The following is a 17016-nucleotide window of genomic DNA, read 5'->3' as shown; positions in this document are numbered from 1 at the left end:
CACCCAACAACTCCGGCAAATCCACCAACCCACCCCACCGCAACGGCAACTCCAAACCCACCACCCGACCCAAACCCCACACCGCAGCACCCGCGCTCAGGTCGCTCAGGGCTTCCGCGTCGTCCACGGAGACCGCGCCACGGGTCAGCCACCACAGCCGCCCCTCGATCTCCGTGACGGCCAGCGCCTGCGCCACCGCCAGCGCCTCGACCACGCCCGCACCGGCCAGCGACATCAGCGAGACCAGCCCGGCGACCGGCTTGCCGGTCTCCGACGCGCCGGTCAGTCGACGCGCGATCTGGTCCCGGTCCAGCACGTCCAGCACCACCGGGACCACCTCGGCGCCCCGCTCCGCCAAGCCGGCCAGCACCGGGTGGTCCTCCTGACCGGGAAGCATGAGCACCAACCAGGAGCCGGTCAGGCTCTCGTTGCCGGTCACGGCCTGGCGTCGCCACACCACCCGGTACCGCCAGGAATCCACAGTCGACCGCTGCTGGACGGCCCGCCGCCACTGCGCGAGCTTCGGCAGGACCGCGCTGAACGGTTCGTCCGCGCCGACGCCCAGCTCACCGCCGACCAGGTCGGGGTCGCCGGACTCCACGGCCGCCCAGAACCGTCCGTCGAGAGCATCGTCGTGCGCGTTCCGGCGGGCCGAGGGCAGCGCCTCGGGCCAGTACCAGGTGTGGTCGAAGGCGTACGTGGGCAGGTCCACCACGCGCGGCCGGGCCCCGGTCTGACCGTGGTACGCCGCCCAGTCGACCGGCACTCCCGCGACCCACAACTGCCCCAGAGCAGAAGTCAGCGCAGCGACCTCCGAGTGGTCGCGCCGAATTGCCGGAACCCGCCGCACCGCACCATCCGCGACGACCTCCGCCACCATCGCCGTCAACGTCGCGTCCGGGCCGACCTCCAGGAACGTGTCGACACCCTGCTCCCGCAACGCCGCCACACCGTCGGCGAACCGCACCGGCTGCCGCACATGCCGCACCCAGTACTCCGGATCCACCAACTCCAACGCATCCGCCACCGCACCGGTCACATTCGACACCACCGGAACCCGCGGCACCCGCCAATCCAGCCCCGCCACCACCGACCGGAACTCCTCCAACATCGGCTCCATCAACCGCGAGTGGAACGCGTGACTGACCGACAACTCCTTGACCCGCCACCCCCGCTCACGACACACCGCCACCACCGACGCGACCTCACCCACCGCACCCGACACCACCACCGACGCAGGGCCGTTCACCGCCGCGACGTCCACCGCCGCACCGGTCAGGCCGATCAACTCGCCAACCGACTCCTCCGACGCACCGACCGCCGCCATCACCCCACCGGACGGCAACGCCTGCATCAACCTGCCACGCGCCGCCACCAACACACACGCATCCGCCAGGGACACCATCCCCGCCACATACGCCGCCGTCACCTCACCGATCGAATGACCCGCGAAGTAGTCCGCCCGCACACCCCACGACGCAAGCAGCTCCCACAACGCCACCTCCACCGCGAACAACCCCGCCTGAGCGAACACGGTCTGATCCACCAGACCAGCAGCCTCCGAACCCGCCTCGGCGAACACCACCTCGCGCAACGCACGCGGCAGATGCGCATCGATCTCGGCGCACACCGCGTCGAAAGACGCCGCGAAGACTGGGAACGTGTCGTACAGCTCCCGGCCCATGCCGACGCGCTGCGAACCCTGGCCCGTGAACAACACCGCCCGACGACCCGCCGACACCACACCCGACGACCGGCCCTCGGCCACCGCCGCCAAGCCGGCCACCAGCTCGTCGACGTCCGCACCCCACACCACCGCACGGTGCTCCAACGCCGCCCGCGTCGTCGCCAACGACCACGACACATCCACCAGCGACACGGACCGACCCGACACGAACGACGCCAACCGCGCCGCCTGACCCGCCACACCCCGCTCCGAACGCCCCGACACCAACCACGGCACCGGTACGGACGCCGCGCCGGCCGAACCGATAGCGTCGGCCTGGCCGCACGCCTCCGCACCCGAAGCGGCCACGGACTCCACCGCCGCAGCCACCGGATCGCCCGCCGACGCCGCCACAGGCTCCGGCTCCGGCTGCTCGATGATCACATGGGCGTTCGTCCCGGAGATACCGAACGACGACACGCCCGCCCGACGCGGACGCTCCGCCCCGGGCCACGCCCGCGACTCGGTCACCAACTCCACCGCACCCGACGACCAGTCCACATGCGACGACGGCGCGTCGACGTGCAACGTCGCCGGGACCACACCCGCCCGCATCGCCAAGATCATCTTAATGACGCCCGCCACCCCGGCAGCCGCCTGCGTGTGACCGATGTTCGACTTCACCGACCCCAACAACAACGGCACATCCCGACCCTGCCCATACGTCGCCAACAACGCCTGCGCCTCGATCGGATCGCCCAACGTCGTGCCCGTACCGTGCGCCTCCACGACGTCGACGTCCCCGACACCCAGCCGGGCGTTCGCGAGGGCCTGCCGGATCACCCGCTGCTGCGACGGACCGTTCGGCGCCGTCAAACCATTCGACGCACCGTCCTGATTCACGGCGCTGCCGCGCACCACCGCCAGGACCCGACGACCGTCACGCCGCGCATCCGACAACCGCTGCACCACCAGCACGCCGACACCCTCGCCCCACGCGGTGCCGTCCGCCGATTCGGCGAAGGCCTTGCAGCGGCCGTCCGCCGACAGCCCGCCCTGGCGGGAGAACTCGATGAAGGCACCCGGGGTCGCCATCACGGTGACGCCACCCGCCAGGGCCAGGTCGCACTCCCCGGAGCGCAGGGCCTGCGCCGCCAGGTGCAACGCCACCAGCGACGACGAACACGCCGTGTCCACCGTCACCGCCGGGCCCTCGAAGCCGAACGAGTACGCCACCCGGCCCGACAACACGCTCGCCGAGGCACCGGTCGCGCCGAACCCGGCGAGCGACTCCCCGGCCTGACGCACGACGGTCTCGTAGTCCTGCCCGTTGGTGCCGGCGAACACCCCGACCCGGCTGCCGCGCAGCGCGAGGGGCTCGATCCGGGCGTCCTCGAACGCCTCCCAGGCGACCTCCAGCAGCAGCCGCTGCTGCGGGTCCATCGCCAGCGCCTCACGTGGCGAAATGCCGAAGAACTCGGCGTCGAAGCCACCCGCGTCGGCCAGGAACGCCCCCCGGGAGACGTAGGAGTCGGATCCGGCCAGAGACTCCAGGTCCCAGTGCCGGTTGGTCGGGTAGTCCGACATCGCGTCGGCACCGGCGGTCAGCAGCTCCCAGAGCCCCTCCGGGGACTCGGCTCCGGCGGGGAAACGGCAGCCCATGCCGACGATGACGATCGGGTCGTCGCCCACGACGGTGCCGGTGACGGCGGCGGGGACGGGAAGGGCCTGCCCGCCGAGCAGCTCGGCGTGGATGTGTCCGGCCAGGGCCGCCGAGTTCGGGTAGTCGAAGGCGAGCGTGCTGGGCAACGCGAGGCCGGTCGCCGCGTCGAGCCGGTTGCGCAGCTCGACCGCCGCGAGCGACGTGAAGCCGAGGTCCTGGAACGCCCGGTCCGGTGCCACCCGCTCGGCGGACTCGTGGCCCAGCACGGCGGCGACCTCGGCACGGACGAGCTCGCCGAGAGCACGCAGCTGCTCCGCACCGGACATTCCCGACAGGCGGAGGCGCAGGTCGGCCGCCGGCACGGGGGCGTCAGCGGCTCCCGCCGCGCTGGCCTCGGCCAGGAGGTCCCCGACCAGCGGGTGGGGGCGCCGACCGCCAGCGGCGGCCACCCGGGCCCAGTCGATGTCGGCCACCACGAGGTACGTCTCGTCGCGGTCCAGCGCCCGGGTGAGGGCGCGTACGGCCGTCTCCGGCGCCATCGCGCCGAAGCCGGTGCGCCTCAGCCGCTGCTCGAACTCCCCTGCGCTCACCCCGCCGTCGGCCCACAGGCCCCAGGCGAGCGAGGTCCCCGGGAGCCCCTCGGCGCGACGCCGCTGCGCCAGCGCGTCGAGGAAGGCGTTGCCCGGCGCGTAGGTGGTCTGCCCGGCGGCGCCCATGAGACCGGCGAGGGAGGAGAAGAGGACGAAGGCCGAGAGGTCCGCCCCCCGCGTCAGCTCGTCCAGGTTGCGCGCGGCGTCGACCTTTGCCCGCAGGGCGGTGGCCAACTGGTCGACGCTCACCGCGTCGACGACGTTGTCGTCGAGGGCGGCAGCGGTGTGCACGACCGCGCTCAGCGGAAGCTCGTCGGGGATCGAGCCGAGCAGCGCCGCGAGCGCCGCCCGATCGGCCACGTCGCAGGACGCCAGAGTGACCCGGCTGCCGAGCCCGGCGAGTTCCTCGGCGAGGGCGGTCGCGCCCGGCGCCTCACCACCCCGCCGGCTGACCAGCAGAAGATGCTCGGCGCCGTCGGCGGCCAACGCGCGTGCGACGTGCCCCCCGAGTGCCCCGGTGCCGCCGGTGATCAGCACCGTGCCGCGGGGCGTCCAGGAACGGCGCGGACCGGTGTCCCCGTACGTCGCACGGACGAGCCTGCGGGCGTGGGCGCCGTTCTGACGCAGGACGACCTCGTCCTCCCGGCCGGCGCCGGCGATCAGCGTCCGGAGCATGCGCACGACGTTCTGGTCGGGCTGCTCGGGAACGTCGACGAGCCCACCCCAACGGTGCGGGTGCTCGGCGCGCAGCACGCTCCCGAAGCCCCACGCCATCGCCTGCACGGGGTCGACGTGCCGGTCCCGGGAGCCGACGGAGACCGCGCCACGGGTGGCGATCCAGAGCCGGGCGGTGATCCCGGCGTCCCCGAGCGCCTGCGCGAGCGCGACCGTGCCGGCGAGGCCCGTCGGCACGGAGTCGGCCCCGGCGTACGGCCGGGTGTCGAACGCGAGCAGGGAGAGCACGGGCAGCGCGTCCCCGTCGCGGCCGGCCGACGCCTCGACGAGGTCGTGGGCGAGCCGCTTCCGGTCGCACGCGGCGTCGACCTCGACGATCCGCCCGCCGGCGGCGCCGAGAGCAGCCGCCCACTCCGTCACGGCCGCGTCCGCGTCGGCCGGCACGACGAGCAGGAAATCGGTCGCCTCGGCGCGGGCGGTGTCGTCCGTGAGTGGCTGCCAGGCCACCCGGTAGCGCCAGGAGTCGAGGGTGGCCTCGGCGTCCCGGCGGCGTCGCCAGGTGGACAGCGCCGGCAGCACGTCCGCGAGCGGGGCGTCGGCGTCGACGGCCAGGCTCTCGGCGAGGGTCGTCAGGTCCTCCGCCTCGATCGCCCGCCAGAAGTCCTCGTCGGCCGCGCTACGCCGGGCGGCGGGGGGACGGTAGGAGCGCGTCGCGGCATTGATCCAGTAACGTCGATGATCGAAGGCGTACGTGGGCAGGTCCACCACGCGCGGCCGGGCCCCGGTCTGACCGTGGTACGCCACCCAGTCGACCGGCACACCCGCGACCCACAACTGCCCCAGAGCAGAAGTCAGCGCAGCGACCTCCGACTGGTCCCGCCGCGACGCCGGAACCCGCCGCACCGCACCATCCGCGACGACCTCCGCCACCATCGCCGTCAACGTCGCGTCTGGGCCGACCTCCAGGAACGTGTCGACACCCTGCTCCCGCAACGCCGCCACACCATCGGCGAACCGCACCGGCTGCCGCACGTGCCGCACCCAGTAGCCCGGATCCGTGATCTCCTGCGCGTCCGCGACCGCGCCGGTCACGTTCGACACGATCGGAACCCTCGGCGGCTGCCAATCCAGCCCCGCCACCACCGAGGCGAACTCGTCCAGCATCGGCTCCATCAACCGCGAGTGGAACGCGTGACTGACCGACAGTTCCTTGACCCGCCACCCCCGCTCACGACACACCGCCACCACCGACGCGACCTCACCCGCCGCACCCGACGCCACCACCGACGCCGGACCATTCACCGCCGCCACGTCCACCGCCGCACCCGACGCCTCGATGACCTCCCGCACCGCATCCTCGGCCGCACCGACCGCCGCCATCACCCCACCGGACGGCAACGCCTGCATCAACCTGCCACGCGCCGCCACCAACACACACGCATCCGCCAGGGACAACATCCCCGCCACATACGCCGCGGTCACCTCACCGATCGAGTGACCCGCGAGGTAGTCCGCCCGCACACCCCACGACGCAAGCAGCTCCCACAACGCCACCTCCACCGCGAACAACCCGGCCTGCGCGAACACGGTCTGATTCAGCAGAGCCGCGTCGGCGGAGCCCGCCTCGGCGAACACCACCTCCCGCAGCGGACGCGGCAGATGCCGGTCGATCTCGGCGCACACCCCGTCGAAAGACGCCGCGAACACAGGGAACGCCTCGTACAGCTCCCGGCCCATCCCGACGCGCTGCGAACCCTGCCCCGTGAACAACACCGCCCGACGACCCGCCGACACCACACCCGACACCGCCGGCCGGCCCTCGGCCAACGCCGACAGGCCCGCCACCAACTCGTCGACGTCCGCACCCCACACCACCGCACGGTGCTCCAACGCCGCCCGCGTCGTCGCCAACGACCACGACACATCCACCAGCGACACGGACCGACCCGACACGAACGACGCCAACCGCGCCGCCTGACCCGCCACACCCCGCTCGGAGCGCCCCGACACCAACCACGGCACCGGCAACCCGAGCGGCGCGACGGGGGCCGGAGCCGACTCCGGCTCACCCTGTTCGATGATCACGTGCGCGTTCGTGCCGGAGATGCCGAACGACGAGACACCCGCCCGACGCGGACGCTCCGCCCCGGGCCACGCCCGCGACTCGGTCACCAACTCCACCGCGCCCGACGACCAGTCCACGTGCGACGACGGCGAGTCGACGTGCAGCGTCGCCGGCACCAGCCCGTGCCGCATCGCCAAGATCATCTTGATGACGCCCGCCACCCCGGCAGCCGCCTGCGTGTGACCGATGTTCGACTTCACCGACCCCAGCAGCAGCGCGTCCCGCTCGTCGCGGTCCTGCCCGTACGTGGCCAGCAGGGCCTGCGCCTCGATCGGGTCACCCAACGTCGTGCCCGTGCCGTGCGCCTCCACGACGTCGACGTCCCCGACACCCAGCCGGGCATTGGCGAGGGCCTGCCGGATCACCCGCTGCTGCGACGGGCCGTTCGGCGCCGTCAACCCGTTCGACGCACCGTCCTGGTTCACTGCCGTGCCGCGCACCACCGCCAGGACCCGACGACCGTCACGCCGCGCGTCCGACAACCGCTGCACCAGCAGCACGCCGACGCCCTCGGACCAGCCGGTGCCGTCCGCCGCGTCGGAGAAGGACTTGCACCGGCCGTCGGGGGCCATGCCCCGCTGGCGGGAGAAGTCGATGAACGTCTCGGGCGTCGCCATCACGGTGACGCCACCGGCCAGCGCCAGGTCACACTCGCCCGACCGCAGCGCCTGCACCGCCAGGTGCAACGCCACCAGCGACGACGAACACGCCGTGTCCACCGTGACCGCCGGCCCCTCGAAGCCGAACGAGTACGCCACCCGGCCCGACAGCACGCTGCTGGCCGTGCCGACGCCGAGGTAGCCGTCGAGGGCCTCCGGAACGTCGGCCAGCCCGGCGGCGTGATTGTGGTACATCATGCCGGCGAACACGCCGACCGGGCGGCCCCGCAGCGCGAGCGGGTCGATCCGGGCGTCCTCGATCGCCTCCCACGAGGTCTCCAGCAGCAGTCGTTGCTGCGGGTCCATGGCGAGGGCCTCGTGCGGCGAGATCTTGAACAGGGTGGCGTCGAAGTCGCCGGCGTCGGCCAAGAAGCCGCCCTCGCGGGCGTAGCTGCTGCCCCTGCGCGCGCCGGACGGGTCGTACAGGTCGTCGACGTCCCACCCCCGGTCGGCGGGGAAGCCGGTGATGCCGTCCCCGCCGGACACGAGGAGGTCCCACAGCTGCTCCGGGGAGCGTACGCCGCCGGGGTAGCGGCAGCTCATGCCGACGATCGCGATCGGCTCGTCGAGCGCCGCGACGGCGGCGACCGGGGCCGGCAGCGGAGCGGCGTCGGCGCCGGTCTCGGCGTCCAGGTGGTTGGCCAGGGCGAGCGGGGTCGGGTGGTCGAAGACCAGGGTCGCCGGCAGGCGCAGGCCGGTCACCGCGCCCAGCCGGTTGCGCAGCTCGACGGCGGTCAGCGAGTCGAAGCCCAGCTCGGTGAACGGGCGTCCGGCCTCGACGGCGGCGGCGTCGGCGTACCCCAGCACCGCCGCGACCTGGTCGAGGACGAGCCGCAGCAGGGCCGCGGCGCGCTCCTCGCGGTCGAGCCCGGCGAGCCGTTCGGTCAGGGCGGCGGTCTCCGCCGGCCCGGACCGCGCGGCGCGGCGCCGGGGCGCGCGGACCAGGCCGCGCAGGACCGACGGCAGGGTGCCCGCCTCGGCCTGGGCGCGCAGCGCCGGGCCGTCCAACGCCATCGGCACCGTCGCGGGCAGGCCGGTCAGCAGGGCGGCGTCGAAGAGCGCGAGGCCGTCCGCCTCCGGGATCGGGCGGACGCCCGCGCGAGCCAACCGGTCGGTGTCGGCCCGGTCGAGGCCGGCGGTCATGCCGCCGCCCGACTCGACCCACGGCCCCCAGGCCAGGGAGAGCGCCGGGAGGCCCGCGGCCCGCCGCCGGTGGGCGAGCGCGTCCAGGAAGGCGTTGGCCGCCGCGTAGTTGGCCTGGCCGGGGCTGCCCGTCACGCCCGCCGCCGAGGAGTAGGTGACGAAGAGCGCGAGGCCCGCGCCGGCGGTCAGCTCGTGCAGGTGCGCGGCGGCGTCCACCTTCGGTCGGAGGACCTCGCCGAGGGACTCGGCGGTGAGCGAGGTCAGGGTGCGGTCGGCCAGCACGCCGGCGGTGTGCACCACGCCGGTCAGCGGGTGCGCCGGGTCGATCCGGTCCAGCAGCGCGGCGAGGGCGTCGGCGTCGGCAGCGTCGCACGCCTCGACCGTCGCGGTGGCGCCCAGGCCGGCGAGGTCGGCGAGCAGGTCGGCGGCGCCGTCCGCGTCGGCCCCGCGCCGGCTGGTCAGCACCAGGTGGCGGACCCCGTGCCGGGTGACCAGGTGGCGGACCAGGAGCGCGCCCAGGGCGCCGGTGCCGCCGGTGACCAGCACCGTGCCGTCCGGGTCGAGCGCCGGTGCCGGCGCGTCGGGTTCCGGGACGGCGACGAGCCGGGGTACGCGGACCACGCCGTCGCGCAGCGCCGCCTGCGGCTCGTCTGTGCAGAGCAGGCCGGCGAGGGCGGACGTGGAGCTCTCCCGGTCGTCGACGTCGATGATCAGGAACCGGCCGGGGTGCTCGGCCTGCGCCGAGCGGAGCAGGCCCCACACGGCGGCGCCGGCCAGGTCGGTGACGTCCGCGTCGTCGTCCACGGCGACGGCGCCGCGGGTGAGCACCACCAGCCGGGATCCGCCGGTGTGCCGCTCGGCGGCGAGCCAGCCCTGGAGCACGCCGAGGACCTCGGCGAGCAGGTCGTGGACCGGGCCGGGGTCGGTCGCGGCGGCACCGGCCACCGGGAACAGCACGACGTCGGGCACGCCGGCGTCGCACAGCGCGTCGAGGTCGGCGTGCCGGACGGCGGCCAGGCCGGCGGGCAGCGGCGCGGGGCGGTCGCCGAGCACCGCCCAGGTCGTGCCGTCGGGGGCACCGGCGCCGCCGACGTGCCGGGTCCAGTCGAGGCGGAACAGCGACCGACGCCACGGGGAGCCACCGGAGGTGAGTTCCCCGGCCGGCAGGGGCCGCAGCACCAGGGACCCGACCCGGGCGACCGGCTCACCGGCGGCGTCCGCGACCAGCATGGCCACCGTGTCTCCGCCGGTGGGGGTCAGCCGGACCCGCAGGGTGTCCGCGCCGTGGGCGGACAGCGTCACGTCCGACCAGGAGAACGGCAGCCGGGCCTGGCCGGGGTCGACGATGCCCAGCCCGACCGCCTGCACGGCGGCGTCGAGCAGCGCCGGGTGCAGCCCGTACCCGCCGGCCTCGTCGGCCGCCGGCTCGGGCAGCGCCACCTCGGCGTACACGTCGGCGCCGAGCCGCCACGCGGCGCGCAGCCCCTGGAAGGCCGGGCCGTAGGCGAACCCGGCCTGCGCCGCCCGCCCGGTCAGCTCCGACACGTCCAGGGCGGTGGCACCGGTCGGCGGCCAGTCCGCCAGCGTGGCCCCGCTCTCCCCCGGCTCCGGGACGAGCAGGCCGGTGGCGTGCCGGACCCACAGGTCGTCGGTGCCGGACCGGCGGGCGTGGACCGTCAGCTGCCACGCCTCGCCACCGGTGCGTTCGGCGGCGACCTGCACGTCGAGGCCACCGGTCTCCGGCAGCACCAGCGGCGCCTGGAGGGTCAGCTCGGCGAGCCGGTCGGCGCCGACCTCCGCGCCGGCCCGCAACGCCAGTTCCACGAAGCCGGTCCCGGGGAAGAGCACCACGTCGCGTACGGCGTGCTCGGCCAGCCAGGGCTGGCTCTGCACCGACAGCCGGCCGGTGAGCGTCACCTCGTCGCCGTCGGCCGAGCGGAACACCGCGCCGAGCAGCGGGTGGCCGGTCGGGGTGAGCCCGGCGGCGGTCACGTCGGCGGGCTGCGGCAGGGGCAGCAGCCAGTAGCGCTCGCGCTGGAACGCGTACGTCGGCAGGTCGACCGGCACGGCCGGGCCGTCGAACAGGGCCGCCCAGTTCACCGGCACGCCCCGGGCCCAGACGGTGGCCGCGGCGGCCAGCGCGGTCGCCGCCTCGTCGTGGTCGGCGCGCAGCATCGGGGCGCAGACCGCCTGGTCCGCGCCGACGATCTCCTGGGTCAGCGCGGAGAGCACCCCGCCCGGCCCCACCTCGACGTACGCGCCCACCCCGAGCTCACGCAGGGTGGTCACGGCCGCGTCGAAGCGGACCGTGTCGCGGACGTTGCGCAGCCAGTACGCCGGGGAGCGCACCTCGTCGGGGTCGAGCACCGCGCCGGTCACGGTGGAGACCACCGGGATCCGGGGCGCGGCGAAGGTCAGCCGCCCGAGCACGTCGCCGAACGCGTCGAGCATCGGGTCCATCCGGGCGGAGTGGAACGCGTGGCTGACCCGCAGCCGCCGGGTGTTCCGGCCGAGGGCCGCGAAGTGTTCGGCGACCGCCAGCACCGCGTCCTCGTCGCCGGAGACGACGACGGACTCCGGGCCGTTGACGGCGGCCAGCCCGGCGCCGGCCACCCCGGCGGCGGTGTCGAGGTGCTGGCGCACCTCCGCCTCGGTGGCACGGATCGACACCATCGCGCCGCCGGTGGGCAGCGCCTGCATCAGGGCCCCCCGGGCGGCGACCAGGCGGGCGGCGTCCGGCAGCGACAGCACGCCGGCGATGTGCGCGGCAGCCACCTCGCCGACCGAGTGTCCGGTCACGAAGTCCGGCACGACGCCCCAGGACTCGACGAGCCGGTAGGCCGCCACCTCGACGGCGAACAGCGCCGCCTGGGCGTACCCGGTGCGGTCGAGCACCTCGGCGGGACCGTCGAGCACGTCGCGCAGGGGCCGGTCGAGGTGCCGGTCCAGTTCCGCGCAGGCGGCGTCGAACGCCGCGGCGAAGACCGGGAACGCGGCGTACGACTGCCGGCCCATCCCGATCCGCTGGGCGCCCTGCCCGGTGCAGAGCACGGCGACCCGGGTGGGGCTGGCGACCCCGCGCCGCACGGACGCCGCCGGGACGCCGTCGGCCAGCGCGCCGAGCCCGGCGAGCAGCTCGTCCCGGTCGGCCCCGAGCACCACCGCCCGGTGTTCCAGGACCGACCGTCCGGCGGCCAGGGCCCGGCCCACCGCGGCCGGCGCGACGTCGGGGTGCTCGGCGAGCCAGGTACGCAGCCGGTCGGCCTGGGCGCCGAGCGCGGCGGCGCTGCGGGCGGAGACGACCCACGGCAGCGGGTCGGGCCCGGCCACCGCGTCGGTGTCGGTGGCCGGCTGCGGCACGGGCGGGGCGGCCTCGACGATGACGTGGGCGTTGGTGCCGCTGACGCCGAAGGAGGAGACGCCGGCCCGCATGGGCCGGGACCCGCGCGGCCACGGGCGCGGCTCGCGGAGCAGGTCCACCGCGCCGGCCGACCAGTCGACGTGCGGGGACGGCTCGTCGACGTGCAGGGTCCGCGGCAGGACGCCGTGGCGCATCGCCATGACCATCTTGATCACGCCGGCGACGCCGGCCGCGGCCTGCGTGTGCCCGAGGTTGGACTTGATCGAGCCGAGCCACAGGGGCTGGTCTGCGGCCCGGTCCCGGCCGTAGGTGGCGAGCAGCGCCTGCGCCTCGATGGGGTCGCCGAGGCGGGTGCCGGTGCCGTGGGCCTCCACCGCGTCCACGTCGGCCGGGGAGAGCCGGGCGTTGGCCAGCGCCTGGCGGATCACCCGCTGCTGCGACGGGCCGTGCGGCGCGGTGAGCCCGTTCGAGGCGCCGTCCTGGTTGACGGCGGTGCCGCGCACCACGGCGAGCACCGGGTGGCCGTTGCGCTGGGCGTCGGAGAGCCGTTCCAGCAGCAGCAGCCCGGCGCCCTCGCTCCAGCCGGTGCCGTCGGCGGCGGCGGCGAAGGACTTGCACCGCCCGTCCGGGGAGAGGCCGCGCTGGCGGCTGAAGCCGATGAACGTGTCGGGGCTGGACATGACGGTGACGCCGCCGGCCAGCGCGAGCGTGCACTCGCCGGAGCGCAGGGCCTGCACGGCGAGGTGCAGCGCCACCAGCGAGGACGAGCAGGCGGTGTCGACGGTCACCGCCGGGCCCTCGAACCCGAAGGTGTACGCGATCCGGCCGGAGACGACGCTGCCGTGGTTGCCGGTGCCGACGAACGCCTCGACCTCCTCCGGCACGCCGTTGAGCCGGGAGACGTAGTCGTGGTACATGACGCCGGTGAAGACGCCCGTCCGGCTGCCCTTGAGCGAGTCGGCGGCGATGCCGGCCCGTTCCACCGCCTCCCAGGCGACCTCCAGCAGCAGCCGCTGCTGCGGGTCCATCGCCAGCGCCTCGCGGGGGGAGATGCCGAAGAACCCTCCGTCGAACTCGCCGGCGTCGTGCAGGAAGCCGCCCTCGCGGGTGTACGACTTGCCGTGGGCGTCCGGGTCAGGGTCGTAGAGGTTCTCCACGTCCCAGCCCCGGTCCGCCGGGAACGGCGTGACGGCGTCGACGCCGGACTCGACCAGCCGCCACAGCGCCTCGGGGGTCCGCACCCCGCCCGGGTAGCGGCAGCCCATCCCCACGATCGCGATCGGCTCGTGGTTCTGCTCGTCGACGGCCCTCAGGCGTTCGCTGGTCTCGTGCAGATCAGCGGTGACGCGCTTGAGGTACTCGCGGAGCTTGGCTTCGTTCGCCATCGGGTTGATCACCTGTCGCTAAGGGGCAAGCGGCGGACTCGTGGTCAGGATCGGCCGAACTTCTGGTCGATGAAGTCGAACAGCTCGTCGTCCGAGGCCTCGTCGAGGGCCTGGCTGACGTCGGCCGGCCGGTCGGTGGCGTCGCTCCACCTGGTGACCAGCGCCCGGAGTCGGACCGCCACGGCGGTCCGCGTCTCGTCGTCGCCGGCCAGTCGTTCCAGCTCTTCCGGCCCGGTCGCGGCGAACGCGGCCTCCAGCCGGTCCAGCTCGGCCAGCAGGCTCGACGCGGGCGCCGGCGGGGCGGCGTCGAGCAGCAGGAAGTCGGCGAGGGCGGCGGGCGTGGGGCAGTCGAAGATCAGGCTCGCCGGCAGCCGGATCCCGGTGACGGCGGTCAGCCGGTTGCGCAGCTCCACCGCGGTCAGCGAGTCGAAGCCGAGGCCGGTGAACGTCTGCCCGGACGGGACGACGGTGGCGGGCGGGTAGCCGAGCACCTCGATGACCTGCGCCTTGACCAGGTCCTCCACCAGCCGGCCGCGCTCGGCCTCGGGCGTGCCGGCCAGGCGTTGCGCGAAGGACGGCCCGCCGTCGCCGCCGCCGTCGACGACGCGCCGCCGGGCCCGGACCAGGCCGCGCAGCGGCGCCGGGAGCTGGCCGGCGTCGGCCTGGCGGCGCAGCGCGGCGGGGTCGAGCAGCGCCGGCACCAGATGGGGGCGACCGCCGCGCAGGCTGGCGTCGAAGAGGTGCAGCGCCTGGCCGGTGTCGAGCGGGCTGAGGCCGTTGCGGCTCATCCGTTGCCGCTGGGCGGCGTCGAGGGCGCCGGTCATTCCGCTCTCCGCGGCCCAGAGGCCCCAGGCCAGGGAGGTGGCGGCGAGGCCCGAGGCGCGCCGGTGGTGGGCGAGACCGTCCAGGAACGTGTTCGCGGCGGCGTAGTTGCCCTGCCCGGGGCCGCCGAGGACGCCGGCGACCGACGAGAAGAGGACGAACATCGACAGGTTCCGCCCTCGGGTCAGCTCGTGCAGGTGCCAGGCCGCGTCGGCCTTGGCGGAGAGCACGGCGGACGTCCGTTCGGGGGTCAGCGCCGAGATCACCGCGTCGTCGAGGACGCCGGCGGCGTGGACCACGCCGGTGAGCGGGTGCTCGGCGGGGACGTCGGCCAGCAGGGCGGCGAGGGAGTCGCGGTCCGCCACGTCGCCGGCCACCAGCCGGGCCTGCGCGCCCAGGGCGGTCAGCTCGGTCAGCAGCTCCGCCGCGCCGGGGGCGTCGGCGCCCCGCCGGCTGACGAGCAGCAGACGGCGCGCCTTGTGGGCGCTGACCAGGTGCCGGGCCAGCAGGCCGCCGAGGGCCCCGGTGGCGCCGGTGACCAGGACCGTCCCGTCGGGGTCGAGTTCGGCGCCCAGCGCCGGGTCGAGGACGGCGGGCGTGAGCCGGGGTGCCAGCACCCGATCGTCCCGGACCGCCAGTTGGGGTTCGCCGGTGGCGACCGCGCGGGCCACCAGGTCCACCGTGCCGGGCTCCGGTCGCCGCGCCTCGTCGAGGTCGACCAGCACGAAGCGGTCGGGGTGCTCCGCCTGGGCCGAGCGCAGTAGGCCCCAGACCGCGGCGCCGGGCAGGTCGGTCCTCTGGCCGCCGTCGCCGGCGGGGACTGCCCCCCGGGTCAGCACGACCAGCCGCCGCTCTGCCAGCCGGTCGTCGGCGAGCCAGCCCTGCACGGCGGTCAGCACTGCGGCGAGCCGGGCGCGGGTCGCGGCGGGGACCGGGGCGTGCTCGTCGTCGGCGTACGCGGCGAGCAGCACCAGCTCCTGGTCGAGCAGGCCGACGTCGATTGCCTCGGCCAGCTCGGTGAGCCCGTACCGGGTGAGGCCGGACAGGTCGGACGGGGCGTCGCCGAGGAGCACCGCGCGCCCGGTCGCCGGGGTGCCCACCGGCACGCTCTGCCAGGCGACGTCGAACAGCGAGTCGACGCCCGCGCCGGCGCCGCGTACCTGGTCGGCGGTCACCGGACGGGAGACCAGTGAGGCGATCCGGGCGACGGGGGCGCCGGCCGGGTCGGCCAGCGTCAGGGTGACCCCGCCGCCGCTGCGCCGGGCGCGGACCCGCAGCGCGGTCGCGCCGACCGCCGAGAGGGTGACGCCGGTCCAGGCGAAGGGCAGCCGTACGCCGGACGCCTCCCCGTCCTCGTCGACCAGGCCGACGACGTGCAGCGCCGCGTCCAGCAGCGCGGGGTGGATGCCGAAGCCGGTGACCTCGGTGCCGTCGGGCACCGCCACCTCGGCGCAGACCTCGTCGTCGGTACGCCAGACCGCGCGCAGGCCACGGAAGAGCGGGCCGTACTCGACGCCCAGCCGGGACAGTTCGGTGTAGATCGCGTCGACCCCGACGACGGCGGCGGCCGTGGGCGGCCAGGGCGACGGCTCGGGCCCGTCGGGCCGCGGTGCGGCGGGTGAGAGGACGCCCGTCGCGTGGCGGTCCCACTCCCCGTCCGGGTCGGCGGCGGCCCGGGAGTGGATGGTGACCGGCCGGCGTCCCTCCTCGTCCGCCGTGCCCAGCTTGACCTGCACCGCCCGGGCGTCCTGCTCGGCGAGCGCCAGCGGCGCCTCCAGGGTCAGCTCGTCCAGCGCGTCGCAGCCGACCTGCGCGCCCGCGTGCAGGACCATCTCGACCAGGGCGGCGCCGGGCACCACCACGGAGTCCCAGACGACGTGTTCGGCGAGCCACGGGTGGGTCCGCGCGGAGAGTTCGGTGCCGAAGACCCGTACGTCGTCGTCGGCCACCTGTACGGCGGCGCCGAGCAGCGCGTGGTCGACGGGTCGGACGCCGAGCCCGGGTGCCCCCACGCCGCCCGTGGTGGTGGCGTTGAGCCAGTAGCGCTGGTGGTCGAAGGCGTACGTGGGCAGGGCGACCGTGCGGGGCCGGGCTCCGGCGCCGGTGAGGTATCCGGCCCAGTCGACGTGGCCGCCGGTGACGTACCGCTCGGCCAGGGCGGTGCGCAGCGTGGCGGCCTCGGAATGGCCGGCACGCAGCGTGGCGGTGAACCGGACGTCGCCGGCCTCCTCGACGCAGTCCTGCGCCATCGCGGTCAGTACGGCGTCGGGGCCCACCTCCAGGAACTGCGTCACGTCCTGCTGGTGCAGGGTCCGCACCGCGTCGGCGAAGCGCACCGGCTGCCGCACGTGCCGCACCCAGTAGCCCGGATCGGTGATCTCCTGCGCCTCCGCGACCGCGCCGGTCACGTTCGACACGATCGGGATCCTCGGCGGCTGCCAATCCAGCCCCGCCACCACCGACCGGAACTCATCCAACATCGGCTCCATCAACCGCGAGTGGAACGCGTGGCTGACCGAGAGTTCCTTCGTCCGCCACCCCCGCTCACGACAGACCGCCACCACCGACGCGACCTCACCCGCCGCACCCGACACCACCACCGACGCCGGACCATTCACCGCCGCCACGTCCACCGCCGCACCCGACGCCTCGATGACCTCCCGCACCGCATCCTCGGCAGCGCCGACCGCCGCCATCACCCCACCGGACGGCAACGCCTGCATCAACCTGCCACGCGCCGAAACCAGGACACACGCATCCGCCAGGGACAACATCCCCGCCACATACGCCGCCGTCACCTCACCGATCGAATGACCCGCGAGGTAGTCCGCACGCACACCCCACGACGCAAGCAGCTCCCACAACGCCACCTCCACCGCGAAAAGACCGGCCTGCGCGAACACGGTCTGGTCCAGCAGAGCCCCGTC

2 protein-coding genes are annotated in these 17016 nt (G+C 74.9%); both read right to left on the bottom strand.

The annotated features are described in order from the left end of the window. Positions 1-13267: type I polyketide synthase (locus tag AB0G13_RS29480; RefSeq protein ID WP_357881195.1), on the bottom strand; the 13267-nt coding region annotated here is incomplete at its 3' end. Positions 13268-13311: 44 nt separating this feature from the next. Beyond that, the coding region (locus AB0G13_RS29475; protein WP_357881192.1) for an SDR family NAD(P)-dependent oxidoreductase at positions 13312-17016 on the bottom strand (3705 nt) is incomplete at its 5' end.

This window comes from Micromonospora sp. NPDC023633, assembly GCF_040640035.1.
GTDB lineage: Bacteria > Actinomycetota > Actinomycetes > Mycobacteriales > Micromonosporaceae > Micromonospora.
Note: the sequence above shows the minus strand (reverse complement) of the source record. Positions and strands in the feature narration are given on the sequence as shown.